The organism is Cryptosporangium phraense, from assembly GCF_006912135.1.
In the GTDB taxonomy this organism is placed as follows: Bacteria; Actinomycetota; Actinomycetes; order Mycobacteriales; family Cryptosporangiaceae; genus Cryptosporangium; species Cryptosporangium phraense.
Genome location: NZ_VIRS01000009.1, coordinates 93,564 through 120,153 on the forward strand (window position 1 = coordinate 93,564; position 26,590 = coordinate 120,153).

General features: G+C 72.0%; 27 protein-coding genes. 19 read left to right on the top strand and 8 right to left on the bottom strand.

Features of this window, described 5'->3' with window-relative positions; genetic code table 11:
• Positions 1–3 precede the first annotated feature (3 nt).
• The 3 genes from FL583_RS14715 to FL583_RS14725 form a co-directional block, all read right to left on the bottom strand.
• Positions 4–540 (bottom strand): dihydrofolate reductase family protein, encoded by a 537-nt coding sequence (locus FL583_RS14715; RefSeq protein WP_142705192.1) that lies wholly within the window; start codon positions 538–540, stop codon positions 4–6.
• An 88-nt stretch (positions 541–628) separates the two neighbouring features.
• A complete protein-coding gene (locus FL583_RS14720) occupies positions 629–2,104 on the bottom strand; it encodes a DUF885 family protein (RefSeq protein ID WP_142705193.1) in 1,476 nt (491 codons plus the stop codon).
• A gap of 10 nt (positions 2,105–2,114) precedes the next feature.
• Positions 2,115–2,675 carry a class I SAM-dependent methyltransferase gene (locus tag FL583_RS14725; RefSeq protein ID WP_170323650.1) on the bottom strand — a complete coding sequence of 187 codons (561 nt, stop codon included), beginning with the start codon at positions 2,673–2,675 and terminating at the stop codon, positions 2,115–2,117.
• Between the two features lie 187 nt (positions 2,676–2,862).
• Here FL583_RS14725 and FL583_RS14730 point away from each other — a divergent pair, with 187 nt between their 5' ends.
• From FL583_RS14730 to FL583_RS14765, 8 genes are all read left to right on the top strand, one after another.
• Positions 2,863–3,642, top strand: a complete 780-nt coding sequence (locus tag FL583_RS14730) for an electron transfer flavoprotein subunit beta/FixA family protein (RefSeq protein ID WP_142705195.1) — start codon at positions 2,863–2,865, stop codon at positions 3,640–3,642.
• A gap of 14 nt (positions 3,643–3,656) precedes the next feature.
• Positions 3,657–4,607 carry an electron transfer flavoprotein subunit alpha/FixB family protein gene (locus tag FL583_RS14735; protein WP_142705196.1) on the top strand — a complete coding sequence of 317 codons (951 nt, stop codon included), beginning with the start codon at positions 3,657–3,659 and terminating at the stop codon, positions 4,605–4,607.
• Between the two features lie 102 nt (positions 4,608–4,709).
• A complete protein-coding gene (locus tag FL583_RS14740; RefSeq protein WP_205752146.1) occupies positions 4,710–6,113 on the top strand; it encodes an MFS transporter in 1,404 nt (467 codons plus the stop codon).
• 13 nt (positions 6,114–6,126) lie between these two features.
• Positions 6,127–7,299 (top strand): cysteine desulfurase family protein, encoded by a 1,173-nt coding sequence (locus tag FL583_RS14745; protein WP_142705197.1) that lies wholly within the window; start codon positions 6,127–6,129, stop codon positions 7,297–7,299.
• A gap of 63 nt (positions 7,300–7,362) precedes the next feature.
• The gene (locus FL583_RS14750) at positions 7,363–7,815 is read left to right on the top strand and encodes a helix-turn-helix domain-containing protein (RefSeq protein WP_142705198.1); all 453 of its coding nucleotides are present in this window, start codon (positions 7,363–7,365) and stop codon (positions 7,813–7,815) included.
• 5 nt (positions 7,816–7,820) lie between these two features.
• Positions 7,821–8,555: an ATP-dependent Clp protease proteolytic subunit gene (locus FL583_RS14755; protein WP_142705199.1), complete on the top strand. Its 735-nt coding sequence runs from the start codon at positions 7,821–7,823 to the stop codon at positions 8,553–8,555.
• A 111-nt stretch (positions 8,556–8,666) separates the two neighbouring features.
• Positions 8,667–9,743: a tRNA 2-thiouridine(34) synthase MnmA gene (gene mnmA / locus FL583_RS14760; RefSeq protein WP_142705200.1), complete on the top strand. Its 1,077-nt coding sequence runs from the start codon at positions 8,667–8,669 to the stop codon at positions 9,741–9,743.
• 202 nt (positions 9,744–9,945) lie between these two features.
• Positions 9,946–11,928 (top strand): glycosyltransferase family 39 protein, encoded by a 1,983-nt coding sequence (locus tag FL583_RS14765; protein WP_142705201.1) that lies wholly within the window; start codon positions 9,946–9,948, stop codon positions 11,926–11,928.
• Positions 11,929–11,933: 5 nt separating this feature from the next.
• Here the strand turns inward: FL583_RS14765 and FL583_RS14770 are convergent, their stop codons facing one another.
• Positions 11,934–12,407: an ArsR/SmtB family transcription factor gene (locus tag FL583_RS14770; protein ID WP_142705202.1), complete on the bottom strand. Its 474-nt coding sequence runs from the start codon at positions 12,405–12,407 to the stop codon at positions 11,934–11,936.
• A gap of 57 nt (positions 12,408–12,464) precedes the next feature.
• On the opposite strand from FL583_RS14770, the gene FL583_RS14775 reads away from it, so the two are divergent.
• The 4 genes from FL583_RS14775 to FL583_RS14790 all read left to right on the top strand — a co-directional run bounded on the left by FL583_RS14775 (position 12,465) and on the right by FL583_RS14790 (position 16,914).
• On the top strand, positions 12,465–13,376 hold the full coding sequence (locus FL583_RS14775; protein ID WP_170323651.1) for a S41 family peptidase: 912 nt from the start codon (positions 12,465–12,467) through the stop codon (positions 13,374–13,376).
• A 57-nt stretch (positions 13,377–13,433) separates the two neighbouring features.
• Entirely contained in the window at positions 13,434–14,435 is a 1,002-nt protein-coding gene (locus FL583_RS14780; protein WP_142705370.1) for a methionine synthase, read from the top strand.
• Entirely contained in the window at positions 14,432–16,624 is a 2,193-nt protein-coding gene (gene ligA, locus FL583_RS14785; protein WP_142705203.1) for an NAD-dependent DNA ligase LigA, read from the top strand. Before FL583_RS14780 ends, ligA begins: the two co-directional genes overlap by 4 nt.
• Positions 16,625–16,695: 71 nt before the next feature.
• On the top strand, positions 16,696–16,914 hold the full coding sequence (locus tag FL583_RS14790; protein ID WP_142705204.1) for a hypothetical protein: 219 nt from the start codon (positions 16,696–16,698) through the stop codon (positions 16,912–16,914).
• A gap of 169 nt (positions 16,915–17,083) precedes the next feature.
• Here the strand turns inward: FL583_RS14790 and arfB are convergent, their stop codons facing one another.
• Positions 17,084–17,509 carry an alternative ribosome rescue aminoacyl-tRNA hydrolase ArfB gene (arfB, locus tag FL583_RS14795; protein ID WP_142705205.1) on the bottom strand — a complete coding sequence of 142 codons (426 nt, stop codon included), beginning with the start codon at positions 17,507–17,509 and terminating at the stop codon, positions 17,084–17,086.
• 58 nt (positions 17,510–17,567) lie between these two features.
• Between arfB and FL583_RS14800 the strand changes: the two genes are divergently transcribed.
• The 4 genes from FL583_RS14800 (at position 17,568) to gatB (ending at position 21,655) form a co-directional block, all read left to right on the top strand.
• Entirely contained in the window at positions 17,568–18,233 is a 666-nt protein-coding gene (locus FL583_RS14800; RefSeq protein WP_142705206.1) for an SDR family oxidoreductase, read from the top strand.
• Positions 18,234–18,351: 118 nt separating this feature from the next.
• Complete coding sequence (gene gatC, locus FL583_RS14805; protein WP_142705207.1) at positions 18,352–18,651, top strand: Asp-tRNA(Asn)/Glu-tRNA(Gln) amidotransferase subunit GatC; 300 nt, start codon at positions 18,352–18,354, stop codon at positions 18,649–18,651.
• A 2-nt stretch (positions 18,652–18,653) separates the two neighbouring features.
• Positions 18,654–20,168: an Asp-tRNA(Asn)/Glu-tRNA(Gln) amidotransferase subunit GatA gene (gene gatA / locus FL583_RS14810; RefSeq protein ID WP_142705208.1), complete on the top strand. Its 1,515-nt coding sequence runs from the start codon at positions 18,654–18,656 to the stop codon at positions 20,166–20,168.
• Complete coding sequence (gene gatB, locus FL583_RS14815) at positions 20,165–21,655, top strand: Asp-tRNA(Asn)/Glu-tRNA(Gln) amidotransferase subunit GatB (RefSeq protein WP_142705209.1); 1,491 nt, start codon at positions 20,165–20,167, stop codon at positions 21,653–21,655. Before gatA ends, gatB begins: the two co-directional genes overlap by 4 nt.
• Here gatB and FL583_RS14820 read toward each other — a convergent pair.
• Positions 21,636–22,670, bottom strand: coding sequence for an aminotransferase class V-fold PLP-dependent enzyme (locus FL583_RS14820; protein ID WP_205752148.1), 1,035 nt, complete (start codon positions 22,668–22,670; stop codon positions 21,636–21,638). The two genes, gatB and FL583_RS14820, sit on opposite strands and share 20 nt — an antisense overlap.
• Positions 22,671–22,702: 32 nt before the next feature.
• Positions 22,703–23,254 (bottom strand): carboxymuconolactone decarboxylase family protein, encoded by a 552-nt coding sequence (locus FL583_RS14825; RefSeq protein ID WP_142705210.1) that lies wholly within the window; start codon positions 23,252–23,254, stop codon positions 22,703–22,705.
• A 49-nt stretch (positions 23,255–23,303) separates the two neighbouring features.
• Here FL583_RS14825 and FL583_RS14830 point away from each other — a divergent pair, with 49 nt between their 5' ends.
• The 3 genes from FL583_RS14830 to FL583_RS14840 are packed head-to-tail and all read left to right on the top strand — an operon-like array spanning position 23,304 to position 24,875.
• Positions 23,304–23,660 carry a winged helix-turn-helix transcriptional regulator gene (locus tag FL583_RS14830; protein WP_142705211.1) on the top strand — a complete coding sequence of 119 codons (357 nt, stop codon included), beginning with the start codon at positions 23,304–23,306 and terminating at the stop codon, positions 23,658–23,660.
• The gene (locus FL583_RS14835) at positions 23,657–24,166 is read left to right on the top strand and encodes an RNA polymerase sigma factor (protein WP_205752149.1); all 510 of its coding nucleotides are present in this window, start codon (positions 23,657–23,659) and stop codon (positions 24,164–24,166) included. The genes FL583_RS14830 and FL583_RS14835 overlap by 4 nt, the downstream gene beginning before the upstream one ends.
• On the top strand, positions 24,156–24,875 hold the full coding sequence (locus FL583_RS14840) for a hypothetical protein (RefSeq protein WP_142705213.1): 720 nt from the start codon (positions 24,156–24,158) through the stop codon (positions 24,873–24,875). The genes FL583_RS14835 and FL583_RS14840 overlap by 11 nt, the downstream gene beginning before the upstream one ends.
• On the opposite strand, the gene FL583_RS14845 is transcribed toward FL583_RS14840, so the two are convergent.
• Complete coding sequence (locus FL583_RS14845) at positions 24,847–26,370, bottom strand: metallophosphoesterase family protein (RefSeq protein WP_142705214.1); 1,524 nt, start codon at positions 26,368–26,370, stop codon at positions 24,847–24,849. The two genes, FL583_RS14840 and FL583_RS14845, sit on opposite strands and share 29 nt — an antisense overlap.
• Positions 26,371–26,590: the final 220 nt, after the last annotated feature.

A 26,590-nucleotide genomic window follows, 5' to 3' on the forward strand; every position in this document is an offset into this window, starting at 1 on the left:
AGTTCACTCCGCGGGTGCGTAGACGGCGTGCACGACGCCGGTGCCGAACGTGGTCGAGGACAGCAGGGAGAGTTTCACGGTCGGGCCGTCGGCGCCGAACAGCTTCTGCCCGTGCCCGACGACGATCGGGTGGACCAGCAGGTGCAGCTCGTCGATCAGCGCGTTCTCGACCAGCCAGCGGACGAGGCTCGCGCTGCCGGTGACGCCGAGCCGGGTGCCCTTCTTCAGCTCGCGCAGCTCGGCGGCCACGTCCCCGCTGATCACCGTCGTGTTCTCCCAGGTCGCCTCGGTGAGCGTGGTCGAGACGACGTACTTCTTCGCGCCGTTCATCTGCGCGGTCATCGGGTCGTTCGGGTCGGCCTTGGGCCAGAACTCGGCGAAGCCGTCGTAGGTGCGCCGGCCGAGCAGCGTGGCGTCGTTGTCCATCAGCCCGCCGACGGCCGCGCCCATCGCGTCGTCGAAGTACGGGAAGTGCCACGTCTCCGGCGCCTCGATCACGCCGTCGACGGAGATGAACAGACCGGCCTTGATGTATCCCATGGGGTGCTCCTCGTTCGGGCTCGTCGTGGTGCTTCACCCGGTACGCCGAACGACGACCGCGGGATTCGACACGTCTCCGAAAGTTTTTTTATTCGACGACGACGTGGGCCAGACCGAGTGGGGGCGCGCCGAGCGAGAGCAGAGCCTGGTGGAATTCTCGCAGGTCGGACCGCGTGCGCGCGCGGAGGTCGCGCAGCACGAGCTTGCCCCAGGTGTACCGGCCGTACGTGGGGTCGAACGTGCCCCGCCGGGCCTCGGACAGCGCGGCCGGCCCGGAGAGGAACGCCTGCTCGGTGAAGAGCGCGGTCGCGTCGGGCACGGTCATCGACCCGGTGTGCAGCCCGATCGCGCAGAGCAGCCGGACGACCCGCACCAGCGCCTCGAGCGCGACCCCGGCCGCGAACCGCGGGTCACCGTCGCGGAACCCCTGTTCGAGCGCCACCTCCTCGACGTAGTGGGCCCAGCCCTCGACGAACGCGTCGGAGAGCAGCAGCCGCCGGACGTCGGAGTCGAGCCGGCGCAGGGCCCGGCCGTGCGTGTAGTGGCCGGGCGCGACCTCGTGGACGGTGATCGCCGGGAGGCTCGAGGAGTTGAACACCGACAGCCACTCGGCCTGCTCGGCCGCCGGCCAGGCCGGGTCGGGCGGCGTGACGTGGTACCACGACGGCGCGTCGGGCTCGAAGGGCGCGGCCCAGTCCATCATCGCCATCGCCCACTGCCGCGACTCGGGCGCCGGGCCGACGTAACACTCGCCGTCGGTCTCCGGGAACAGGCCGGACGCGTTGCTCCAGGCGATGGCCTCGTAGGTCTCGGCCTGGGCCGTGCTGATCACGCCGCTGATGTCGGGGTGGTCGGCGAGCAGGGTCCGCACGGTGGTGGCGGTCGGCTGCCCGGGCGCGATCCGCGCGCAGGCGTCGTCGAGCAGGGCCCGGAGGCGGTCGAGCTCGGCCTGACCGGCGGCGGCGAGTTCGGTCAGGTTCACCGGCAGGGCCTCGGCGCTGGAGAGCAGCGCGGTCAGCCCGTCGGCGCCGAGTTCGACCGGGGCCTCGCTGGTGGCGGCCGCGTTCGTCAGGTGTTCGACCAGGCGTTGCTGGGCCGCCAGGGCCTTGGCGTCCTTGACCGGGTCCAGGCCCGCGGCCAGGCCGGTCGCGCTGCCCAGGCTCGCCTCCGCGACCGCGGCCGGCACGGCGTCCAGCGCCTCGATCGACGCGTCGACCGCGTCCGGCCAGCCGGTCAGGTGCCTGGCGCGGGCCTCGGCCCGCTCGGCGGCCGGGGCGTACTCGCGGTCGTAGCAGGCCAGGTCGAGGTTGGAGAGGTGGGCGAGCGGGTTCCGGCGGTGCAGCGCGAGGTCGCCGAGGGCGACCCGGGCCCGCTGCTCGAACGCGACGACGTGCGCCTCGTCGTGCGGGTCGGGGTACGCCGGTCCGTCGTTCAGGCGCGCCAGCCCCATTCGGACGCCGTCCGGCGACAGGTCCTGCACGGTGCCGTCGTACTCGTGCCGCCCACACCCCTCGCGGGTTCCGGCGACGTCCAGATCAGCCAGTGCACGCAGTCGAGAGTCCACCCCGGCCACCCTAGATTCGAATGGCGATCGCGAAGAGGTCGAGGGCGTCGTCCGTCGTGTTCTCGGCGAAGTGGAAGTCGCGGTGGGACACGGTCGCGGGGTTGCGGCGGCGGAGCCGGCGGCGCGGGTGGACGCCGTACAGGCGGTCGACGCGGAAGTGTGGGGCGAGCAGGTCGGGGAGGTCGACCTCACCGCTGTTGGGCGTGCTCACGACCAGCGTGCCGGCCGAGCGGAGGACCCGCGCGCACTCGGCGACGAACCCCGGCCGGTCGGCCAGCCGGTGGACGGTCTGCAGGCTCACCACGGCCTCGACGCTGCCGTCGGCGATCGGCAGCTCGGTGAGGTTCGCCCTGGTCACGGTGAGGCCCGGATACGCCTTGGCGGCGTACTCGCACGCGGCCGCGTCCGGATCGACCGCGATCACCCGGCGGGCGACCCGGGAGAGGATGTCGGCGCCGTAGCCCTCGCCCGCCCCGGCCTCGAGCACGGTCGCACCGCGAATCCAGGGACGAGCGGCCAGGTACGCGACCTCGTGCCGCCGGAACCGGTAGTTGTCCGCCACGATTTCCACCGCGCGCACTGTAGTGCACCGCCGCGCGGGCCCGATGCGTGAGCGGAGACACGCTGACGTAGCCGCCCGGACGTGGTGATATGGCTAACAAGCCCCGGATGCACAAGAATGCTACCGGCGGGTAACATCACTCGTGACTGTATTACCCAGCGTGCGCGCGACCTGAGCAGGAGGTCTGAACAGACCCATGAACATCGTCGTACTGGTCAAGCAGGTTCCGGACTCCGGTACCGAACGGTCTCTCCGCGCAGACGACAAGACCGTGGAGCGTGACTCGGCCAACCTCGTGATCAACGAGATGGACGAGTACGCGATCGAAGAGGCTCTCAAGGTCAAGGAAGCGGTCGGCGGGACCGTCACCGTGCTGACGATGGGTCCCGACAAGGCGACCGAGTCGATCCGCAAGGCCCTGTCGATGGGCCCGGACGGCGCGGTGCACGTCAACGACCCCGCGCTGCACGGTTCGGACGCCCTGGCCACCTCCAAGGTGCTGGCCGCGGCGCTGTCCGGGCTGGAGTGGGACCTCGTCATCTCCGGCGCCGAGTCGACCGACGGCCGCGCGGCCGCGATGGCCGCGATGCTGGCCGAGCGCCTCGGGGTGGCCGGCCTCACCGGCGCCCGCAAGCTCACCGTCGACGGCAGCACGCTCACGATCGAGCGTCAGCTGGAAGACGGCTACCAGGTCGTCGAGGCGCAGACCCCGGCGATCGTGAGCGTCTGGGACACGATCAACGAGCCGCGGTACCCGTCGTTCAAGGGCATCATGGCCGCGAAGAAGAAGCCGGTCGACACGAAGTCCCTCGCGGACCTCGGGGTGGACGCGGCCTCGGTCGGAGCCGGTGCCGCCACGAGCGCGGTCGTCGACGCGAACCCGCGGCCGCCGCGTGCGGCCGGCGAGAAGATCACCGACGAGGGCGACGCCGGCTCGAAGCTGGTCGCGTACCTGGCCGCCGAGAAGATCGTCTGAGGAGGATCACACCAATGGCTGAAGTGCTGGTTCTCGTCGAGCACGTCGACGGCGCCGTCAAGAAGATCACGACCGAGCTGCTCACCGCGGCACGGGCGCTGGGCGAGCCGTCGGCGGTCGTCGTCGGCACGCCGGGCACGGCCGCCGGTTACGCGGACACGCTGAAGGAGTTCGGCGCGGCGAAGATCTACGCCGCCGAGTCCGACGACGTGCTCTCGTACCTGGTGGCGCCCAAGGCGTCGATCCTGGCTTCCCTTGCTACGGATGCGGCCGCGATCCTGATCGCCGCTACTGCGGAAGGCAAGGAGATCGCCGGGCGGCTGTCGGTCAAGCTCGAGTCGGGCCTGCTCTACGACGTCGTCGGGCTCGAGGGCGACACCGCGACCCAGGCGATCTTCGCCGGTCAGTGGATCGTGAAGTCCAAGGTCACGACCGGCACGCCGATCTACGTGCTGAAGGGCGGGGCCGTGGACGCGTCCCCGGCGCCCGCGGCCGGCGAGCTTGTCCCGGTGGACGTGGCCCTCGACGAGTCCGCGACCAAGGCGAAGATCCTCGACCGGGTCGTGGAGTCCAGCGGCTCGCGCCCGGAGCTGACCGACGCGAACATCGTCGTCTCCGGTGGCCGGGGCGTCGGCTCGGCCGACAACTTCAAGGTCGTCGAGGAGCTGGCCGACTCGCTCGGCGCCGCGGTCGGGGCCTCGCGCGCGGCCGTCGACTCGGGCTTCTACCCGCACCAGTTCCAGGTCGGGCAGACCGGCAAGACCGTGTCGCCGCAGCTCTACGTGGCACTCGGCATCTCCGGGGCGATCCAGCACCGGGCAGGAATGCAGACCTCGAAGACGATCGTCGCGGTCAACAAGGACGCCGAGGCGCCGATCTTCGAGCTCGCCGACTTCGGCGTCGTCGGGGACCTGTTCGCGGTGGCTCCGCAGGCCGCGGACGAGGTCCGCAAGCGCAAGGGCTGAATTTGCGCACACGGCCGGGTTCCCTGTCCAGGGGGCCCGGCCGTTCGTGATCGTGCGAACAGTACGGAAAATCCGTCGTAGCGTCGTCGTAACGTTCATAGGGTGACATCGACCGCTGCGCCGCCCTTACCCACTGTGTTCGGCAAGGGGCTGCGCGCGACGACCGCCGGGATCCTGTTGATCGTCCTGATCGTGGCGTTCGAAGCGATGTCGGTCACCACCGCGATGCCCACGGTCGTCGAGTCGCTGCACGGCATGGCGTTCTACGCCTGGCCGTTCTCCGCGTTCATGGTCGCGAACCTGCTCGGCATGGTGCTGGCCGGCGAGATCTCCGACCGCATCGGGCCGGGCAAGCCGCTGATCGCCGGGCTGGTGCTGTTCGGCGCCGGGCTGGTCATCGCCGGCACCGCGACGACGATGGCCCAGCTGGTGGCCGGGCGGATGGTGCAGGGGCTGGGCGGCGGCGTGCTGATCGTCGTCATGTACGTGCTGATCGGGGCCGGGTACCCGCCCGAGCTGCACCCCCGGGTGTTCGGGATGACCGCGGTCGGCTGGGTGCTGCCGTCGCTGGTCGGTCCGGTCGTCGCGGGCACGCTGGCCGAGCACGCGCACTGGCGGCTGGTGTTCCTCGGGCTGGTGCCGCTGGTGGTGGTCGGGGCCGCGCTGGTGCTGCCCGGCCTGCGCCGGTTGCCGTCGGATCCGCCGCGCGAGGCGGCTGGGGCGTCGGCGGCCTATCGCGGGGGTGGCCGGTCGCGGTGGCCGTTCGCGCTGCTCGCCGGGGCCGGCGTCATCCTGCTGCAGGTCGCGGGCAACCGGCTCGACGTCGTTGCGGTCCCGCTGGCGCTGGTGGGCCTGGCCGCGATCGTCGTCGCGATCCGGATGCTGTTCCCGGTCGGTACGGCGACGGCGCGCTCGGGCCTGCCGACCGTCGTCCTGCTGCGTGGGCTGGCGGCCGGTTCGTTCTTCGCGGTCGACGCGCTGGTCCCGCTCACGCTCGCGTCGGTGCACGGCTGGAGCCCGGCCGCGTCCGGCCTGCCGCTGACGATCGGCGCGCTCGGCTGGTCGGGCGCGTCGTGGATCCAGGGGCGGTATCCGTCGGTGGCCCGGTCGCTGGTCGTCGGCACCGGCCTGGGGTGCGTCGCGGTCGCGTGCGCGCTGATGGCGTTCGTCGCCTGGACGCCGGGGTCGGGCTGGGTGGCCTACCCGGCCTGGATCGTCGGCGGCCTCGGGATGGGCCTGATCATGCCGTCGCTCTCGGTGCTGCTGCTCGAGTTCTCGTCGGCCGACGACCGCGGCCGCAACAGCGCGGCCATGCAGATCGCCGACGCGCTGCTCAGCTCGCTGACGATCGGCTTCACCGGGGCCGTGGTGGCGGCGGCCACCGCGGGGGCGTTCGGGCTGCCGACGGCCATCGGTTCGAGCAACCTCGTGATGGCGGCGATCGCGGTCGGCGCCATCCTCGTCGCGGCCCGGCTTCGGCGCCGGGTGAGCGTCGGCGCCCGATAGTCTGAAGGGTGCCATGGCGTACCTCGATCATGCGGCGACCACGCCGATGCTGCCGGAGGCGGTTGCCGCTCTGACCGGCGCACTCGGCTCCGTCGGCAACCCCTCGTCCCTGCACGCGGCCGGGCGTCGAGCCCGGCGGGCCGTGGAGGAGGCGCGCGAACGGCTCGCCGCCGCGCTCGGGGCCAGACCGTCCGAGGTGCTGTTCACCGGCGGCGGCACCGAAAGCGACAACCTGGCCGTCAAGGGCATCTTCTGGGCCCGGCGCGACGCGGATCCGCGTCGCACGGTCGTGCTCGCCTCCGCGGTCGAGCACCACGCGGTGCTCGACGCGGTCGACTGGCTCCGCGACCGCGAGGGCGCGACCGTCGAACTGCTCCCGGTCGACGCCTCCGGGACGGTGGCCCCGTCGACGTTGGCCGACGCCCTCGAACGACATGGGGACGCCGTCGCGCTGGTCACCGTGATGTGGGCGAACAACGAGGTCGGCACCGTGCAGCCGATCGCCGAGCTGGCCGCGATCGCCAGGGCGGCCGGGGTGCCGTTCCACAGCGACGCGGTACAGGCGGTCGGGCAGGTGCCGGTGGACTTCACCGCGTCCGGTGTGGACGCCCTGACGCTGACCGGGCACAAGGTCGGGGGCCCGCTCGGCGTCGGCGCGCTGCTGCTCGGGCGGGACGTGCCGTGCGTCCCGCTGATGCACGGTGGCGGCCAGGAGCGCGACGTCCGGTCGGGCACGCTGGACACGCCGGCGATCGTCGCGTTCGCGGTGGCGGTCGAGACCGTGGTGAAGGCGCAGGAATCGTACGCGGAGCGGGTGTCGGGGCTGCGCGATTCGTTGGTCTCGCGGCTGGTCGCCGAGGTGCCCGACGCGGTGCTGAACGGGTCGCGGTGCGATCGGTTGCCGGGCAACGCGCACTTCTCGTTCCCGGGCTGCGAGGGCGACGCGCTGCTGATGCTGCTCGACGCGCGTGGAATCGAGTGCTCGACCGGGTCGGCGTGCTCGGCCGGCGTGGCCCAGCCGAGTCACGTGCTGGTCGCGATGGGGTCGGGCATCGAGCGGGCGCGCGGTTCGCTGCGGTTCTCGCTCGGGCACACGTCGACCGAGGCGGACGTGGACGCGCTGGTGGCGGAGATCGCCGGGGTCGTGGAGCGGGCCCGCCGGGCCGGGGCGGTCCGCAAAGCCTGAGTTGGGTCGGGGTTCGCTCTCGGCTGAGTGACGGTATCTCAATTTCGAGATACCGTTCTTGATATGGACGACGATCTGCCCCGGATGCCGGGTATGCGGGAAGCGGCGCTGCGGCGTCGGCGGGAGACCGCTGGTGCGCTGGCCGACCAGCGGCGGGCCGCCGGGCTCTCGCAGACCGAGGTCGCGGCCCGGATGGGCACGTCGCAGTCGTCCGTGGCCCGGCTGGAGGCGGGGGAGGTGGATCCGCGGATGTCGACGCTGGATCGGTACGCCGAGGCGTTGGGCGGGCGGCTCGACGTGTCGTTGCGGTTCGAGCCCGGGCATTCCGCGGGTCGGCCGTTCGCTTCGCCGGTGCGCCCGTTCCCCGGCGTCGTCGCGCCGGGTTTTCGTCCGGATCCCGGGGTGGGTGCGGGGCCTGATGCGGCGCCGGTGCGGCCGGCGGCGGCGCATCTGCCTACCTCGCCGGTGGCCGGCGACTCACCTACCCCGCGGAACCCCAACGATCGACGGTGGTGATCCTCATGTCTTCCGCAACCTGGTTCCCTCCCGAGCGCCCGTCCCGCCCCTGGCCGGGCGAGCCGACGCAACCCGAGTGGCGCCCGCCGGGCTGGCAACCGCCGCCCCAGCCGCCGGAGACCCCTCGGCCCCAGCCGTTCTGGCCGCCGACCCCGCCGCCCCAGCCTCCGCAGCCTCCGCAGTCTCCGGCCGAGGACGTCCGCGAGCTCTGGGAGGACCGCCTCCTCGACCAGCGGATCGTGCAGGTCAACGGCCCGATCGACGCCGACTCCGCGAACCGGATCGCGTCCCGGCTGCTGCTGCTCGACACGCGCACGACCCGCCCGGTGACGCTCCGGCTCAACAGCGGAACGGCCGATCTCTCCGCGGTCTGGACGGTCGTCGACACGCTCGACGCGTTGGCCGTCCCGGTGCACGCGCTGGTCGTCGGCGAGCTGGGCGGCGGCAGCCTGGCGCTGCTCACCGCGGTCGCCGAGCGGTACGCGCACCCGCACGCACGGTTCCGGCTGTCGGAGCCGTCGCTGCCGTCGATCACCGGCACGGCCGGAGAGCTGGCCGGCGAGGCGGCGGCCAACCAGAAGCTCGTCGAGTCGTTCCACGCGAGGCTGGCCGAGCTGACGGGAAGGCCGCTGGACGACATCGAGGCCGATTTCCGTCGCGGCCGGTTCCTGACCGCCGACGACGCCATCGAGTACGGCCTGATCACCGACGTCCGCCCGAGGTCCGTCCGGCCCTCGTAGCCGCCCGAGGCGGTGTGCGGTCCGGCGACCCATAGCTCGCCAAACCGCACGACGTCTCGCGCGGCGCGCCCCGGTACGCTCGTACCGAGCCCAATCGGGAGGAGCAGGGAAATGCGCGTGCTGGCGGCGATGTCCGGCGGGGTCGACTCCGCGGTGGCGGCTGCCCGCGCCAAAGACGCCGGGCACGACGTCACCGGCGTCCACCTCGCGCTCTCGCCCTCCCCGCAGCAGCACCGCCTGGGCGCCCGCGGCTGCTGCACGGTCGAGGACTCCCGCGACGCGTCCCGCGCCGCCGACGTCATCGGCATCCCGTTCTACGTCTGGGCCATGGCCGACGAGTTCGGCCGGGACGTCGTCGACGACTTCGTCGCCGAGTACGCGGCCGGGCGCACGCCGAACCCGTGCCTGCGCTGCAACGAGAAGATCAAGTTCGAGGCGGTCCTCGACCGCGCGATCGCGCTCGGCTTCGACGCGGTCGTCACCGGCCATCACGCCCGGCTCGAGCAGGGCGTTCTGCGCCGCAGCGTCGACGAGGGCAAGGACCAGTCGTACGTCCTCGCGGTGCTGCGTCCCGACCAGCTCGCGCACGCGATGTTCCCGCTCGGCGACTCCACCAAGGCGCAGGTCCGCGAGGAGGCCGCACGCCGCGGCCTCGGCGTCGCCGAGAAGCCCGACTCGCACGACATCTGCTTCATCCCCGACGGCGACACGGCCGGCTTCCTGCGCAAGCACCTCGGAGACAGCCCCGGCGACATCGTCGACGACACCACCGGCGAGGTGCTGGGCAGCCACAGCGGCGCCTTCGCGTACACCGTCGGCCAGCGCCGGGGCCTCAAGCTCGGCCGCCCCGCCGCCGACGGCAAGCCCCGCTACGTCCTCGACATCTCCCCGGTGTCGAACACGGTCCGCGTCGGTCCGGCCGAGGCCCTCGACGTCGACGAGGTCGTCGGCGTGCGACCGGTCTGGACGAACGGCCCGCGCACCGAGCCGTTCGAGTGCCTCGCCCAGCTGCGCGCCCACGGCCAGGTGTTCCCGGCCACCGCGTCCCCCGACGGCGACCGCTGGATCGTCCGCCTCCACGCCCCGGCGCGCGGTATCGCCGCCGGTCAGGCCGTGGTTCTCTACGACGGCGACGCCGTCGTCGGCTCGGCCACGATCGACGCCGCCCACAAGACGGTCCCCGCCTAGAACTACGTGCTTTCTTACGCCTGCCTGGCCGGCCCCGGTCGCTTCCGCACCCGCCGCGCCCACCGTCCGCCGAGACGCCCCGCCACCACGTAGCGGGTTGCTCACCCACCCTCCGGTTTCTGGGGGTGTGCAGGGGTACCGCTCAGCGAGTTCTCAGTCGTCTCATGGGTACCGATCAGGGCGGCTGCCGATCGTTGGGCCCATGACCGCGACACTCGCACGTCCCGAGCTCGGCCCCCGATCGTCACCCCACCGGCACGCGCCGCCGCCGGGGCGGGTGAAGCGATTCCTGCGCGGGCCCGCGCACCAGCCGGGCTGGCATCGGCCCTCGCTGTTCGCGCTGCTGATCGGAACGGCCGCGCTCTACCTGTGGAACCTCTCGGCCTCCGGCTACGCGAACGAGTTCTACGCGGCCGCGGTCCAGGCCGCGACCCAGAGCTGGAAGGCCCTGCTGTTCGGCTCGCTGGACAGCGCGAACTACATCACGGTCGACAAGCCGCCGGCCGCGCTGTGGGTGATGGGCCTCTCCGGCCGGCTCTTCGGCTTCAACTCGTGGAGCATGCTCGCCCCGCAGGCCCTGATGGGCGTCGCCGCCGTCGGGCTGCTGTACGCCGCCGTGAAGCGGTGGTTCGGGCACGTGGCCGGCCTCTTCGCCGGGGCGGCTCTGGCGCTCACGCCGGTCGCCGTGCTCATGTTCCGGTTCAACAATCCGGACGCTCTGCTGACGCTGCTGCTGGTGGCCGGCGGGTACTTCATGGTGCGGGCGGTCGAGTCCGGGCGGACGGGCTGGCTGCTCGCGGCCGGGTCGGCGCTCGGGTTCGGCTTCCTGACGAAGATGCTGCAGGCGTTCCTCGTCTTGCCGGCGTTCGCGCTGGTGTACCTGGTCGCGGGTCAGCCGCGGACGCGTCGCCGGATCGGGCAGCTGCTGCTGGCCGGGGTGTCGCTGGTGGTCTCGGCCGGTTGGTGGATCGCGCTGGTCGAGCTCTGGCCGGCGTCGTCCCGTCCGTATGTCGGAGGGTCGGAAGGAAACAGCGCGCTCGAGCTGGCGCTCGGCTACAACGGCCTGAGCCGGCTCACCGGCGGAGAGGGCAACGGCGGGGGCGGTGGCGGCGGTTTCAGCGGGTCCGCCGGGCTGTTCCGGCTGTTCAACGAGAACATGGGCGGGCAGATCTCATGGCTGTTGCCGGCCGCGCTGATCGGGCTGGTCGTCGGGCTGGTGCTGACCGCGCGCCGGCCGCGGACCGACCGGACCCGGGCCGCGCTGGTGCTGTGGGGTGGCTGGACGGTGGTCACCGGGCTGGTGCTCTCGTTCATGGAGGGCACGGTGCACGAGTACTACACGGTCGCGATGGCGCCGGGTGTGGTCGGGACGATCGCGGTGTCGGGCCGGTTGCTCTGGTCCGAGCGGCGGCGGGTCGTCGGGCGGGTGACGCTGGCGGCGATGGTGGCCGCGACCGGGGTCTGGAGCTACGCGCTGCTGAACCGGACGGCGGACTGGTACGCGCCGCTGCGCTACGTGATCGTGGCCGGTGCGGTGGTCGCCGCGGTGGCGCTGCTCGTGGGGACGCGGTGGAAGAAGCTGGCAGCGGTCGCGCTGATCGCCGGGGTGCTCACCGGCCTGGCCGGCAGCGGCGCCTACGCGGTGCAGACCGCGTCGACCGCGCACAACGGCAGCACGCCGACGGCCGGCCCGGCCGCCACCGCGACGATGGGCACCGGCGGCCCCGGCGGCGGCACCCGAGGCGGCACCCCGCCCACCGGCGCCCCCTCCACCCAGAACGGCAGCGCCCCCACCGCGCGCGCCGGCTCCACGTCGCCAGGCTCAGGGACGTCGGCAAACGCGGGAAACCCGGGTGGCGGAGCCACCAGCGCGGAGCTGACCGCGCTGCTGAAGAAATCGACCGCGACCTGGGCCGCCGCGGTCGGAACCTCGCAGTCCGCGGCCTCCCTGGAGCTCTCCACCGGAAAGGCGGTCATGTCGATCGGCGGCTGGTCCGGCAGCGACGAATCGACGACGCTGGCCCAGTTCCAAGCCCTCGTGAAGGCCGGCCGGATCGGCTACTTCATCGCCGGAGGCCAGGGAGGCCAGGGAGACGGAGTGCTCAGCCAGATCACGACCTGGGTCGAGGCGAACTACACCGCGACCACGGTCGGCAGCACCACGGTCTACGACCTGACCAGCTGACCGGGTCACGGCTTCCAGACCGAGGCGAAGACCCCGTAGCGCTCCGCGGAGTCGCCGGCGTCCTCGAGACCGTCGATCAGCTTCTCGATCGCGGCCGCGAGGGCGCCGGCCTGGTCGGCGGTCAGCCGGAGGGTCCGCATCCGCCCACCGATCCGCTCGGCCGAGACGAGCTCGTCGGCGACCGCCCGGGCGATCACCGGGGTGGCGTCCGGACGGTCGAACGAGATCCGACGCGCCGACCGCTGGTAGTAGTGCTCGGTGCCTCCGCGCACCTGACGGGTCTCGACGATCCGCACCAGCCCGGCCGCCTCCAGCACCCCGAGGTGGTGCGCGATGTTGCCCTTGCGCTGGTCGAGCCCCTTCGCGAGCTGGCTGATCGTGGCCGGCTGCTGCCCGAGCGCGAACAGCAGCCGATGCCGCAGCGGATGGCCGAGCGCCCGGTACTGAGCGGCGTCCGAGATCTCGAGGTGTTCGTCCACGGGTCCAAGAGTCAAGACCTCTTGACGCTTTGTCAAGCGCGCTGCTTCACTGCCTACATGCGACAAGACGAGATCGACGCGATGATCGACCGGACTATCGAGTTACTCGACCGGTACGTGTTCCCCGACGTGGGCGCCAAGGCGGCCACCGCGGTGCGGTCGGCGCAGTCGGCCGGGCGCTACCCCGACGGCCTCGAGCCGGACGCGCTCGCCGACCTCGTCACCGAGGACCTGCAGACGATCAACGGCGACAAACACCTGCGCCTGCAGTTCACGTCCGAGGCGCTGCCGCTGAGCACCGGGGACGAGACCGCCGACGAGGCCGAGGAGCGCGCCCAGGAGGTCCGGGAGGCTGCCCGCACCGGCGGCGGCTTCGCCAAGGTCGAGCGGCTCGACGGCAACGTGGCCTACCTCGAGATCGACCTGCTCTGGCCGCCGGAGATCGCCGCGCCGGCCGCGACCGCGGCGATGACGCTGGCCGACGGGGCCGACGGCCTCGTTCTCGACCTGCGCCGCTGCCGGGGCGGGTCGCCGTACCAGGTCGCGTTCCTCTGCAGTTACCTGTTCGGGCCCGAGCCGGTGCACCTCAACGACCTCTACTTCCGCGCCTCGGACGAGACCCGGCAGTTCTGGACGTCGTCGTTCGTGCCCGGCCCGCGCTTCGGCAGCGAGCGCCCGGTAGTGGTGCTGACCAGCGGTTCCACGTTCTCCGGAGGAGAGGAGCTGGCCTGGGACCTGAAGGAGCTCGGGCGGGCGACGCTGATCGGCGAGACCACCCGGGGCGGGGCCCACCCGGTCGATCGGATCCAGGTGCACCCCCACCTGCGGGTGACGATCCCGATCGCCCGGTCGATCAGCCCCCGCACCGGCCGGAACTGGGAGGGCGTCGGGGTGGTGCCGGACATCGAGGTGGTCGCCTCGGCCGCGCTCGACCGGGCGCTGGATCATCTGCGGACTCTGACCAGCTAATAAGGTTCAGGGGTGGACTATCCCTGGCCTGAAGGTGCTGCGACCGGCGTCGGGTCGATGCCCGGTACCGATGTGATCGAGGCCGTGCGCACGGTGCTCGGCGAGCTGCCCGACCTGCCGCACCTGCCCGAGCTGCCGGGCCGCGGTCCCGGTTCGGACGTGATCGGCCGGGGCGCGTCGTTCCTGGTGGAACTCCCGGTCGACCTGCAGCCGTCCGGATGGCGGCTGGTCGACCGGCCCGGCCGGGACCTGCGCCGTGCGTTGGACCTGATGGAGCGCGATCTGGACGCGCTGACCGAGCACGCCGAGGGGTACACGGGGCCGCTCAAGATCCAGGCCGCCGGGGTGTGGACGCTGGCCGCGTCGGTCGAGCTGCACAACGGGGTGGCGGCCGTGTCGGACCCGGGGGCGGTGCGGGATCTGGCGTCGTCGTTGCTGGACGGGTTGCTGGCGCACCTGGCCGACGTGCGCCGGCGGGTGCCGGGGGCGTCGATCGTCCTGCAACTGGACGAGCCGTCGCTGCCCGCGGTGCTGGCCGGACGCATCAAGACGCCCAGCGGGTACGGGACGCTGCGCCGGCCCGAGGAGGTCGTCGTTCTCGAGTCGTTGACGACGCTGGTCGAGAAGCTCGGCGTGCCGGTGGTGTTCCACTGCTGCGCGCCGGACGTCCCGTGGGGGGTGTTCCGGCGGGCCGGGGCGGTCGCGGTGTCGGCGGATCTGACGCTCTGGGGGCCGCCGGACCGGTGGCGCACTGCGGCGATCGACGCGCTGGGCGAGGAGCTCGACGCCGGGCTCGGGCTGTTCGCCGGGGTGGTGCCTGCGCTGGCGCCCACCGGGCTTCCGCGAGCTGAACTGCGAAAACTGTCGGACCCGGGCGCTAGCGTCGAGCCCGTGCGGACGTTGTGGCAGCGCCTGGGTTTCGACCCGACGTCGCTGGCGCAGCAGGTGGTGACGACGCCGGCCTGCGGGCTGGCCGGCGCCACCGAAGACCGCGCGCGAGAAGTGCTGACGCAGGTCCGGGCAGCCGGGCGCACCCTCGTCAAGGATCCGGAGGCATGAGCGTGGACGAGACAGCGGCACCGGCCGAGGTACGCAAGCAGCACGACGAGCTGGCCGAGGAGATCCTCGGGGCCCAGTTCGCGTACTACGTCTCCGACGCGCCGACGATCTCCGACGCCGAGTACGACCGGATGATGCGCGAGCTCGAGGCGATCGAGGAGGCGCACCCCGACCTGCGCACCCCCGAATCGCCGACGCAGCGGGTCGGCGGCACGTTCTCCACCGAATTCACCGCGGTCGACCACCTCGAGCGGATGCTCAGCCTCGACAACGCGTTCAGCGACGACGAGGTCAGCGAGTGGGCCGAGCGCGTCCACCGCGAGGTCGGCGACGACGTGCACTACCTGTGCGAGCTCAAGATCGACGGGCTCGCGATCAACCTGCTCTACGAGAACGGCCGCCTGACCCGGGCGCTGACCCGCGGCAACGGCGTCACCGGCGAAGACGTCACGCTCAACATCCGGACGATCGCCGACATCCCGAACGTGCTGTCCGACGACGGCGGGCACGACATCCCGGCGCTGGTCGAGGTCCGGGGCGAGGTGTTCTTCCCGGTCGAGGCGTTCGGTGACCTGAACGCGTCGCTGGTCGAGGCGGGCAAGGCCCCGTTCGCGAACCCGCGCAACGCGGCCGCCGGTTCGCTGCGCCAGAAGGACCCGCGGGTCACCGCGTCCCGGCCGCTGCGCATGCTCGTGCACGGCATCGGCGCCCGCGAGGGCTTCGCGCTGACCCGGCAGTCCGAGGCGTACGAGCGGCTCAAGGCCTGGGGCCTGCCGACCTCGTCGCACTACCGGGTCGTGAACACCCTCGACGAGGTGCGCGCCTACATCGCGAACTTCGGCGAGAACCGGCACTCGGTCGAGCACGAGATCGACGGCGTCGTCGTCAAGATCGACGAGGTCGCGGCCCAGCGGCGGCTCGGCTCGACGTCCCGGGCCCCGCGCTGGGCGATCGCGTTCAAGTACCCGCCGGAAGAGGTCAACACCAAGCTGCTCGACATCCGGGTGAACGTCGGGCGCACCGGGCGGGTCACACCGTACGGCGTGATGGAGCCGGTGCTGGTGTCCGGGTCCACGGTCGAGATGGCGACGCTGCACAACGCCAACGAGGTGCGCCGCAAGGGCGTCCTGATCGGCGACACGGTCGTGCTGCGCAAGGCCGGCGACGTGATCCCGGAGATCGTCGGCCCGGTCGTCGACCTGCGTGACGGCACCGAGCGCGAGTTCGTCATGCCGACGCACTGCCCCGAGTGCGGCACCGAGCTGCGTCCGATGAAGGAAGCCGACGTCGACATCCGGTGCCCGAACGCGCGGTCGTGCCCGGCCCAGCTCCGGGAGCGCATCTTCTTCCTGGCCAGCCGGTCGGCGCTCGACATCGAAGCGCTCGGCTACGAGGCCGCGATCGCGCTGACCCACCCCGACGCCCCGGCGAAGGCGCCCCTGCAAGACGAGGGCGACCTGTTCGCGCTCACCCCGGAAGACCTCGCCGAGGTGGCGATCAAGCGGGTGAACAAGAAGACCGGCGACGAGGAACTCGTGCCGTTCTTCTACACGAAGGGCACGCCGAAGGTCCCGTCGGTGCCCACGAAGAACACCGAGCGGTTCTTCGCCGAGATCGCCGCGGCCAAGGAGCGTCCGCTCTGGCGGGTCCTCGTCGCGCTGTCGATCCGGCACGTCGGGCCCACCGCCGCCCAGGCGCTGGCCCGGTCGTTCCGCTCGATCGACCGGATCGCCGACGCGCCGGCCGAGGAGCTGGTGGGCGCCGAGGGCGTCGGGCCGACGATCGCCACCGCCGTGCACGAGTGGTTCGCGGTCGACTGGCACCGGGCGATCGTCGAGAAGTGGCGCGCGGCCGGCGTCCGGCTCGAGGAGGAGGCGGTCGACGAGGGCCCGCGCCCGCTCGAGGGCGTCACGATCGTGGTGACCGGGTCGCTGGAGGAGTTCAGCCGGGACTCGGCCAAGGAAGAGATCCAGAACCGCGGCGGCAAGGTGTCGGGGTCGGTCTCGAAGAAGACCGGGTTCGTCGTCGTGGGGGAGGCGCCCGGGTCGAAGTACGACAAGGCGGTGCAGCTGAAGGTGCCGGTGCTCGACGAGGCCGGCTTCCGGGTGCTGCTGTCCGACGGCCCGGACGCGGCCCGGGAGATCGCCGCGATCGGCGGTCCCGACGAGCCGGAAGAAGCCGAGGCGTAGAGCTAGGTCTACCCCGGATCGGCCATCGGCCTCCACTGTGGTGGCCGCGCCGGACCGGCAGGGTCTGGGGTATGACGGTGGTGCAGGTCCTGGCGGTGCTGGGCACGGTGTTGATCGCCTGCTGCGAGGAGTTCGGGCGGCCGATCACGATCGTGGCCGGCTCGGTCGTGATCGCTCAGATCGCCGAGATCGTCGCCCGGGTTCAGGCCGCACGCGACGACCCCGAGGTTATCCGGGAGCCAGCTTCACCTCCTTGTCGGTCCCGTCCGTCGGGCGCTGGTCGTGGGTGAGCACTGGGCCCCGCCGCCGACGATCGCCGCGCCCAGCCAGAACCGGGCCGGCGCGGCGAGCGCGCCGGTCGCCGGCACGCCGTCGGTGATCCGTCCGAAGGCCCAGACGGCGGTGCTCCGGCCGCATCAGCGGCCGGAAGCGCCGGAACGTCCGAAGGATGAGCGTTGATCAATCGTCGTTGTTACGGCGCAGGCGCTTGGTCTGCGAGCGCCGGGCCTTCTCGCTCAACCGGCGCTCGACCGAACCGCGGCTCGGCCGGGTCGGCCGGCGCGGACGCGGCGGCGGCGCGATCGCCTCGGAGAGCAGGGCGGCGAGCCGCTCCTCGGCCGCCAGCCGGTTCCGGTACTGCGAGCGGTGCTCGGACGCGGCGACCGTGACGACCCCGTCGACGAGCCGGCCGGCCAGCCGCTCGCGGGCGCGCTCCTTCATCACCGGGCCGAGCGCCGAGGAGGCCTCCAGGTCCCAGGACAGCTCGACCCGCGAGTCCGCGGTGTTCACCGACTGCCCGCCGGGCCCGCTCGACCGGGAGAACCGCCAGTAGAGCTCGGCCTCCGGTATGACGACCGAGCCTCGAACTTTCAACGGCCCGGGCATATCCACAGCCTGCCACGGCCCGCCGACGCATTTTCCGCCGCACGACTACGGTGGAGGCATGCGAGTCGTCATAGCGGGTGGGCACGGGAAGATCGCACTGCGGCTCGAGCGGTTGCTGAGCTCGGACGGAGACCAGCCGGTCGGCATCATCCGAAATCCCGATCACGCCGCCGACGTCGAAGCGGCGGGAGCCGAGGCCGTCGTCCTCGACCTGGAGAAGGCCTCGGTCGACGAGGTCGCCGCGGTCGTCCGGGGCGCCGACGCGGTCGTGTTCGCGGCCGGGGCCGGCCCGGGAAGCGGCGCGGCCCGCAAGGACACGGTCGACCGCGGAGCGGCCGCCCTGCTCGCCGACGCCGCCGAGGCGGCCGGCGTCGACCGGTACCTCATGGTGTCGGCGATCGGCGTTGAGAAAGACCCGCCGGCGGGCACCGACGCCGTCTACTCGGCCTACCTGAAGGCCAAGCGGGCGGCCGACCACGACCTGATGAACCGCAAGCTGGCCTGGACGATCATCCGCCCGGGTGGCCTCACCGACGAGCCCGGCACCGGCCGGGTCGCGCTCGACGTCGAAGTGGAGCGCGGTTCGATCTCCCGCGACGACGTCGCCGAGGTCCTGCTAGCGGCCCTGCGCCGTCCGTTCACCGCCGGGCTGGCGCTGGAACTGGTCGAGGGCACGGTCCCGATCGTTCCGGCTCTGACCGACGCGGCCGGCGACCGCATCTGATTACGCGTACGTAACCATCCGAGTGCCCGCCGCGTGGCGGGCGTAACGCGGTGTGAGCCACCCCGGCCTGCGCCGTAGGATGCAGCGAGCATTTATCGATACGAGGGGAACCATTCCCATGCCCGCCATCTCCCGCGAGGAGGTCGCGCACCTCGCCCGGCTTGCCCGGCTCGCGGTCACCGACGACGAACTGGACACGTTCGCCGGCCAGCTCGACGTGATCCTCGGCTCGGTCGCCCGGGTCAGCGAGGTCGCCGCCGACGACATCCCGCCGACCAGCCACGCGGTGCCGCTCACCAACGTGCTCCGGGAAGACGTGGTCCGGCCCTCCATCGACCGGGAGATGGTGCTGCTCGCCGCCCCCGCGGCCGAGGACGGGCGATTTCGCGTCCCGCGCATCCTGACCGAGGAGGAGTGAGTATGTCCGAGGAGCTCACCCGCCTCACCGCGGCCGACCTGGCCACGAAGATCGCCGGCGGCGACGTCTCGGCCGTCGAGGTCACCCGCGCGCACCTCGACCGCATCCGCGCCGTCGACGGTGACGTCAACGCGTTCCTGGTGGTCGACGACGACGGCGCGCTCGCCGCCGCCGAGGCCGTCGACCTCGACATTGCCAACGGTGAGCCGCGAAGCGCGCTGGCCGGCGTCCCGCTGGCGTTGAAGGACGTGGTCGTCACCCGCGGCCTGCAGACGACCTCGGGATCGAAGATCCTCGAAGGCTGGATCCCGCCGTACGACGCGACGATCACGCGCAAGATGCGCGAGGCCGGGATCGTCATCCTGGGCAAGACCAACATGGACGAGTTCGCGATGGGGTCGTCCACCGAGAACTCCGCGTTCGGCGCGAGCCACAACCCGTGGGCGCTCGACCGGACGCCCGGCGGGTCGTCCGGCGGGTCCAGCGCCGCGGTCGCCGCGTTCGAGGCGCCGATCTCGATCGGCACCGACACCGGTGGGTCGATCCGGCAGCCGGCCGCGGTCACCGGCATCGTCGGGCACAAGCCGACGTACGGCGGCGTGTCCCGGTACGGGCTGATCGCGTTCTCGTCCTCGCTCGACCAGGCCGGTCCGTTCGGCCGCACGGTGCTCGACACCGCGCTGCTGCACGAGGTCATCGGCGGCTACGACCACTGCGACTCCACCAGCCTGAACGTGCCGGTCCCGCCGGTGGTGGCCGCGGCTCGCGAGGGTGCGCACGGCGACCTGGCCGGGCTGACCGTCGGCGTCGTCAAGGAACTCGGCGGCGACGGGTACGAGCCCGGCGTCGAAGCGGCCGCGAAAACCGCCTACGCCAAGCTCGAGGAGATGGGCGCGAAGGTCGTCGAGGTCTCCTGCCCGCACTTCGGGTACGCGCTGGCCGCCTATTACCTCATCGCGCCGAGCGAGGCGTCGTCCAACCTGGCCCGTTTCGACGCGGTCCGGTACGGCCTGCGGGTCGGCGACGACGGCGTCCGCGACCTCGAAGAGGTCATGTCGCTGACCCGCGAGGCCGGGTTCGGGCCCGAGGTCAAGCGGCGCATCATGATCGGCACGTACGCGCTGAGCTCCGGTTACTACGACGCGTACTACGGCCAGGCGCAGAAGGTCCGCACGCTGATCGGCCGCGACTTCGCGGCCGCGTTCGAGACCTGCGACGTGCTGGTCAGCCCGCCGACGCCGACGACCGCGTTCAAGCTGGGCGAGCGCGTCGACGACCCGATGGCGATGTACGCGGCCGACCTGTGCACGCTGCCGGCGTCGCTGGCCGGGCTGCCGGCGATCTCGGTGCCGGTCGGGCTGGCGACCGCCCCGGGCACCACCGAGAACCTGCCGGTCGGCCTGCAGATCATGGCGCCGGCGCTGGCCGACGACCGGTGCTACCGGGTCGCGGCCGCGGTCGAGGCCGCGCTGGGTGTGCTCTCCGACAAGACTCCGCTGCTGGGGGGTGCGAAGTGACGGTCACCGCGGTCGGCTTCGACGAGGTGACGACGAGGTACGAGCCGGTGATCGGGCTCGAGACCCACGTCGAGTTGGGTACGAACACGAAGATGTTCTGCGGCTGCGCGACCACGTTCGGCGCCGAGCCGAACACCCAGGTCTGCCCGGTGTGCCTGGGCCTCCCGGGCTCGCTGCCGGTCGTGAACGCGGCCGCGGTCGAGGCGACGATCCGGATCGGGCTCGCGCTCAACTGTTCGATCGCGACCTGGTGCCGGTTCGCGCGGAAGAACTACTTCTACCCCGACATGCCGAAGAACTACCAGATCAGCCAGTACGACGAGCCGATCTGCGTCGACGGCTACCTCGACGTCGACGTCGACGGCGAGACGGTGCGGGTCGAGATCGAGCGCGTCCACATGGAGGAAGACACCGGCAAGACGCTGCACGTCGGCGGCGCGACCGGGCGCATCCACGGGGCCACGCACTCGCTGGTCGACTTCAACCGGGCCGGGATCCCGCTGGTCGAGATCGTGACCAAGCCGGTCACCGGCACCGGCGCCCGCGCGCCCGAGGTGGCTCGCGCGTACGTCACCGCGCTGCGTGACGTCATCCGCGGCCTGGACGTCTCCGACGTCCGGATGGAGCAGGGCTCGATGCGGTGCGACGTGAACACGTCGCTGAACCGCCCCGGGGAGCCCTGGGGGACGCGCACCGAGACGAAGAACGTCAACTCGCTGCGGTCGGTCGAGCGGGCGGTGCGGTCGGAGATGATCCGGCAGGCCGGCCTGCTCGACAGCGGCGCGAAGATCAAGCAGGAGACCCGGCACTTCCATGAAGACACCGGCGAGACGACGCCCGGGCGGAGCAAGGAGGAGGCGACCGACTACCGGTACTTCCCCGAGCCCGACCTGGTGCCGCTGGCGCCGGACGTCGCCTGGGTGGAGGAGCTGAAGAAGACGCTGCCGGAACCGCCGGCCGAGCGTCGGAAGCGGATCCAGCAGGCCTGGGGGCTCAACGACCACGACTGGGCCTCGGTGGTGAACGCCGGTGCGGTCGAGCTGATCCAGTCGACGATCGACGCCGGGACGTCGCCGGAGGCGGCCCGGAAGTGGTGGATGGGCGAGCTGGCCCGGAAGGCCAACGAGACCGGCACCGAACTCGAGTCGCTGCCGATCGCTCCGGCCCAGGTGGCCGAGGTCCAGGCCCTGGTGGACGCGGGACGGATCAACGACAAGCTGGCCCGTCAGGTGCTCGACGGCGTGCTGGCCGGCGAGGGCACGCCGGAGGAGGTCGTGGCCGCGCGCGGTCTCGAGGTCGTGAGTGACACCGGGGCGCTGGGCGCCGCGGTCGACGACGCGATCGCGGCCAACCCGGACGTGGCCGAGAAGATCCGCAGCGGGAAGGTCGCGGCGGCCGGCGCCCTGGTCGGCGCGGTCATGAAGGCCACCAAGGGCCAGGCCGACGCCAAGACCGTCCGCGAACTCATCATCCAGAAATTGTCCTGAGGGCCAGGTCGACGTCTTCGGGCGTCGTGTAGAGGTGGCAGGAGAAGCGGACTGCGCCCGCCCGTATCGCGGTACGGATACCGGCGGCGCGCAGCCGCTCCTGGCCGGCCGAATCCATCGGCACCGAGACGATCGCCGAGTTGCCGTCGGGCAGTCCCAGGCCCGTCCGGAGGCGGTTCGCCATGGCCACGTTGTGAGCGTGGATCTCGTCCGGATCGAGGTCGGCGAGAAGTTGCAGTGACGTAGCCGTACCCACCCACGAGAACCAGGCCGGCGAGGTGTCGAAGCGGCGGGCGTCCGGCGCGAGGCGCAGCGGCAGGCCGTAGATCGACGCCCAGATGTCGGCCCCGGCGTACCAGTTGGCCGCGTGCGGCACCAGCGAGTCGACCCGGTCCGGGCGGACGACGAGGAACGAGCTCCCGCGCGGGGACAGCAGCCACTTGTAGGCGCCGCACACGACGTAGTCGACCCAGGACAGATCCAGCGGCAGCCAGCCGGTCGCCTGGGTCGTGTCGAGCAGCAACTGGGCGCCCGAGGCTTCGACGGCCGACCGGAGCGCGGGCAGGTCCACCAGCGCCCCGTCCGCCGACTGCACCGCCGACACGGCCACCAGCGCGGTCGAGTTCCGCACCTCGGCCGCGATCGACGCCAGGGGCACCGACCGGAGGTTCAGGCGGCCCTGCGCGGCGAACGGGAACAGCAGCGACGTGAAGTCGTCGTCGGCGACCAGCACCTCGGCCCCGGTCGGCACCGCGGCGGCGATCAGCCCGACCAGCGGCGAGACCGTCGACCCGGCGGCCACCGACGCCGCCGGCACCCCGGCGATGCGCGCGAACGCCTCCCGGGCGCCGACCACCGAGACGTCGAAGTCCCCGGCGGTCGCCCGCCCGTGCGACCAGGCGTCGATCGCGTCGCGCACGGCGTCGACCGTGACGCGCGGGGGAGCGCCGAGGCTCGCCGTGTTGAAGAAGCCGGGGTCCGGGGTGAACTGTTTCCGCACCGTATCGAGGTCCACGTGGTCCGACGCTAGCCGGTCCCGGAACCGGATCACCGGGCCATTCGGGGTCCAACTGGCCGGGGAAATCGCGCGGCCCACTCCTCGAGCGCCAGGTCCGCCGTCCGAATGAGCGTGGAGAGCGTCCGGTACCAGCCGACGACCAGGACGATCTCGATGATCTGTTCCGGCGTCCTCGCCAGCGCGGTCACCGTCGCCGCGGTGAGGGATCCGGCGAGCAACTCGTCCGCGGCCCGGATCAACGGCGGGTCGTCGAAATCGTCCGGCGAGCCGTGGACCGTGGCGTGCAGCGCCGCCTCGCCCACCCCGGCCGCGGGCGCCTGCACGACGGCGTGGATGCCCCACTCGTACTCGGCGCCGAGCGCGGCCGTCGTCCGCAGGATCAGCAGCTCCCGGTCGGCGGCCGGCAGCAGACCATGGTTGAGCAGCCCGGACGCCATCGGCCGGACCCGGTCACACAGCTCCTGGTGAACGGCGAAGAGCCGGAAGAGCGCCAACGGCGGGGCGTCGAACCCCGGCGGCATCCACTTCTCCAGGAATCGCGCCACGTCCGGCGGGTACGGCGGTTCCAGCGGGGCCAGCATTGCTTACCTCCGAGCGATACGGAAAACGTAGCGATACATAATTCGTAGCATGACTCCGCTGCCCGGGAAACCTGTTCGTGGGTCGACGACCGGGCGGCCGGTCATGGCGCTGCTCGACCTGCTCGGGCGCCGCTGGACGCTCCGGATCCTGTGGGAGCTGCGCACCGACGCCCAGGGCTTCCGCGCACTGCAGAGGGCCTGCGACGGCATGAGCCCGACCGTGCTCGCGACCCGGCTGACCGAGCTGCGCGAGGCCGGCCTGGTCGCGACCGACGAGGTCAACCGCCTGACCCCGCTCGGCGACCAACTGATGGCCGCCCTGGGGCCCCTGAACGACTTCGCGAACATCTGGGCCGACGAACTGCAACCGCCGGCCACCCCACCGCGTGACAAGAGGTCGTGGTGACCCGTGAGAGCGAGTTCGACGACTTCTACGCCCGGCACTTCCCGGGCATCGGCACGCAGATCGCGGCCTATCTGGGCGACCGGGCCGAGGCCGAAGACATCACCCAGGAGGCGTTCGCGCGGGCCTGGCGGCGGTGGCCACGCCTCTCCGGCTACGCCGACCCGGCCGCCTGGGTGCGCACCGTCGCCTACCGGCTGGCGGTGAGCCGGTGGCGGCGGGCCCGGGTCGCGTTCGCGCACCGCCGCCAGCAACGGGCCGAGCCGGTGCCGCCACCTGATCCGGAGTGGCTCGACCTGGTCCGGGCGCTGGCCACGCTGCCGCCGGCGCAGCGTCGGGCGGTCGTCCTGCACTACCTGGGCGATCTGTCGGTCGACGAGATCGCCGCGCGGGAGAAGGTCGCGGCCGGGACGGTCAAGTCCTGGCTCCACCGGGCCCGCGGACGCCTGGCCACGCAGTTGGGTCCCGACGAGATCGCGCACCGAGAGAGGGTGTCCCGTGACTACTGACCACGACGAGGTCACCACCCGATTCGACCGATTCCGGGCGACGACGCCGATGGCCGGCCCCGGTGCGCCGGAAGCACGCGCGCTGGGTGCCCGGCAGAAGAGGCGCGGCCTGATCACCGTCGCCGCGGTGCTGCTCGTCCTCACCGCGATCAGCGCGGTGATTCTGCGCCCAGGCCAAGCCCCCGATCGCCTGACCCCGGCCACCGACCAGGCTCCGGCCGACTGGAAGCAGACCGTCCGCAACGCGCGACTCGACCTCCGCGACGACGGCAACGGCAACTGCACCGGCCCGGTGGTCCAGTTCCACGACGGAACGGGCACCGCGCGCGACCCGATCGGCGACCTCACGACCTACACGATCGAGAGCCGCTACCCGATGCTCACCGCCGACATCGACCGCGACGGCCGGGTGGACTACCTCGTCTCGGTCGGGTGCCGGCGGGTTCCCCAGCCGGGCGACCCGGGGACGCCCTCGACCATCGGAGTCATGCAGCTCTTCGTTCTGCGAGGCACTCCGGAGAACCTCACCTCGATCGGCGGCATCCGCGCGATGACCACGATGATGGACCCGAGCCAGCTCCACCTCACGATCCGCCCCGACGGCCTGATCCGGATCGAGCAGGACAACGACCCCGGCTACATCCTGATCTGGGGCTACCGCAACGGGCACATGGAAGTCATCAAGAGGTGGGTGACACCGACGAAGTAGGCGTGGGAGACGGGATCACCGGCGCGGTGTTCGCCGGAGGAGGCGTCGAGGCGGTGACCGTGCCGCTCGGCGTCGCGGTCACCGTCGCCGACGGGAACGCGCCGTTCGACTGCCCGACGATCACCCGCCGCAGCTCCACCTGCGACTGCCCCGACCCGCTCACCGTGATCTCGTCGTACGCCTTCAGCTCCCCGTCCTGCGCGAAGTACAGCACGGTCATCTCGAACGACTTCGGGGTGTCGCCCTGCAGGCCGCGCAGGCCCGCGGCGCCGGTCGACCCCTCGATCATCAGCAGCGTGTCCTTGTCGAGCGCCTCGACTTTCCGCTCGTGCGTGTGCCCGGCCAGGATCAGCGGCCCGTGGTCCTTCAGCGGCTCGGCCGCGGCCGGCTCGTGCACCATCATGACGTCGACCGACTTGTCGTTCTCGCGGTTGTAGCGCAGCACGGTCTTGGCCAGCCGCTCGCCGGCCTCGGCTTCGACCGCCTTGCCCGCGTTGTCGTCGCCGGTCGTCTTGTCGGGGGTGAACCGGCTGCTGCCGACCCCGGCCACGACCAGCCCGGCGACCTCCCGGACCTGGTCGTCGAGCACCACCGCGTTGCGGTTCGCCGCGACCGCCCGGGCCACGTCGTCGGAGTCGTGGTTCCCGCGGATGAAGACGTACGGGACCTTCAGCGCGGTGATGTTCGACGCGTACAGGTTCGCCTCGGCGGCGCTGCCCCAGTCGGTCAGGTCGCCGGTGTCGAACACCGCGTTGACCTGGAACTGGCTGCCGATCGTGCTGATCACCCGCCAGGACGTCGGGTTGTTGTGCAGGTCGCTGACGTGCATGACCCGGATCGTGTTCGGGTCCGGCTGGTAGGTCGGGAGCGTCGAGACGGCCTCGTAGACCTTGCTCATGTTGGTCAGGATCCCGACCAGCTGGCTCTGGTAGTGGCCGTAGTTGTCGTAGATCGAGCGGGCGTCACCGATCAGCGCCGGGACGTTCGTCAGCAGGCCCTCGTAGCGCGGCTGGCTCAGGCTGGCCGGGTTGAGCGTGGCCGCGGCGATCCCACCGCTGCCGGCCAGCAGCACGAGCGAGACCCCGCCGGTGATCAGCGTCCGCCGGACGTCCCGGAACGCGACCGCGCCGAGCAGCAGCGCGCCGAGGAAGCCGGCGCCGACCGCGCGCAGCGCGAGCGTGGTGATCGCCGACTTCACGTCGCCGGTCGTGAGGTCGGTGGCCTCCTCGATGCGCGCCGGGTCGGCGATCAGCTGCCGGGTCTCCGACTCGTTCAGCCCGTCGACCCGGGCGACCAGCCGGACCGGACCGGCGTGATCCTGGATCGAGATCGCGCCGAGCGGCGGGATCCGCAGCTGGGACCCGCCGTGCAGCGACGGCTGCGCCGCCAGCTGCATCTGGAACGGCCCGATCTCGACCTCGGCGCGCCCGCCGAGCTGCATCCCGATCGTCGCTCCGACGAGCGCGACCAGGAAGATCGCCACGCTGGTCCGCATCCACCGCGGTGGGATGAACCTCCGTAGCCGATGTCTGCCGTGCGCAGGCGGTTCGGTTTCCGTCTCCGCCTTGATCGACGCCTGCCCAGCACTGTCGTCCGCTGGTGCGGTCGTCCCGGGCACGGTGCCGGACGCGTCCTCGGCGGCGGAGCCGTCGCCGGAGGGGTTCGGAATCGAATCAGAGGCCACGAAGGAATCTCATTGCCGAAGTTGTCGGTCC

Bases quoted from the DNA above. Each gene is read 5' to 3' on its own strand.
- FL583_RS14715 (WP_142705192.1), bottom strand. From the start codon at position 540: ATGGGATACATCAAGGCCGGTCTGTTCATCTCCGTCGACGGCGTGATC.
- FL583_RS14730 (WP_142705195.1), top strand. From the start codon at position 2,863: ATGAACATCGTCGTACTGGTCAAGCAGGTTCCGGACTCCGGTACCGAA.
- FL583_RS14735 (WP_142705196.1), top strand. From the start codon at position 3,657: ATGGCTGAAGTGCTGGTTCTCGTCGAGCACGTCGACGGCGCCGTCAAG.
- FL583_RS14745 (WP_142705197.1), top strand. From the start codon at position 6,127: ATGGCGTACCTCGATCATGCGGCGACCACGCCGATGCTGCCGGAGGCG.
- FL583_RS14750 (WP_142705198.1), top strand. From the start codon at position 7,363: ATGGACGACGATCTGCCCCGGATGCCGGGTATGCGGGAAGCGGCGCTG.
- FL583_RS14755 (WP_142705199.1), top strand. From the start codon at position 7,821: ATGTCTTCCGCAACCTGGTTCCCTCCCGAGCGCCCGTCCCGCCCCTGG.
- mnmA (WP_142705200.1), top strand. From the start codon at position 8,667: ATGCGCGTGCTGGCGGCGATGTCCGGCGGGGTCGACTCCGCGGTGGCG.
- FL583_RS14765 (WP_142705201.1), top strand. From the start codon at position 9,946: ATGACCGCGACACTCGCACGTCCCGAGCTCGGCCCCCGATCGTCACCC.
- FL583_RS14775 (WP_170323651.1), top strand. From the start codon at position 12,465: ATGCGACAAGACGAGATCGACGCGATGATCGACCGGACTATCGAGTTA.
- FL583_RS14780 (WP_142705370.1), top strand. From the start codon at position 13,434: ATGCCCGGTACCGATGTGATCGAGGCCGTGCGCACGGTGCTCGGCGAG.
- ligA (WP_142705203.1), top strand. From the start codon at position 14,432: ATGAGCGTGGACGAGACAGCGGCACCGGCCGAGGTACGCAAGCAGCAC.
- FL583_RS14790 (WP_142705204.1), top strand. From the start codon at position 16,696: ATGACGGTGGTGCAGGTCCTGGCGGTGCTGGGCACGGTGTTGATCGCC.
- arfB (WP_142705205.1), bottom strand. From the start codon at position 17,509: ATGCCCGGGCCGTTGAAAGTTCGAGGCTCGGTCGTCATACCGGAGGCC.
- FL583_RS14800 (WP_142705206.1), top strand. From the start codon at position 17,568: ATGCGAGTCGTCATAGCGGGTGGGCACGGGAAGATCGCACTGCGGCTC.
- gatC (WP_142705207.1), top strand. From the start codon at position 18,352: ATGCCCGCCATCTCCCGCGAGGAGGTCGCGCACCTCGCCCGGCTTGCC.
- gatA (WP_142705208.1), top strand. From the start codon at position 18,654: ATGTCCGAGGAGCTCACCCGCCTCACCGCGGCCGACCTGGCCACGAAG.
- FL583_RS14825 (WP_142705210.1), bottom strand. From the start codon at position 23,254: ATGCTGGCCCCGCTGGAACCGCCGTACCCGCCGGACGTGGCGCGATTC.
- FL583_RS14830 (WP_142705211.1), top strand. From the start codon at position 23,304: ATGACTCCGCTGCCCGGGAAACCTGTTCGTGGGTCGACGACCGGGCGG.
- FL583_RS14845 (WP_142705214.1), bottom strand. From the start codon at position 26,370: ATGCGGACCAGCGTGGCGATCTTCCTGGTCGCGCTCGTCGGAGCGACG.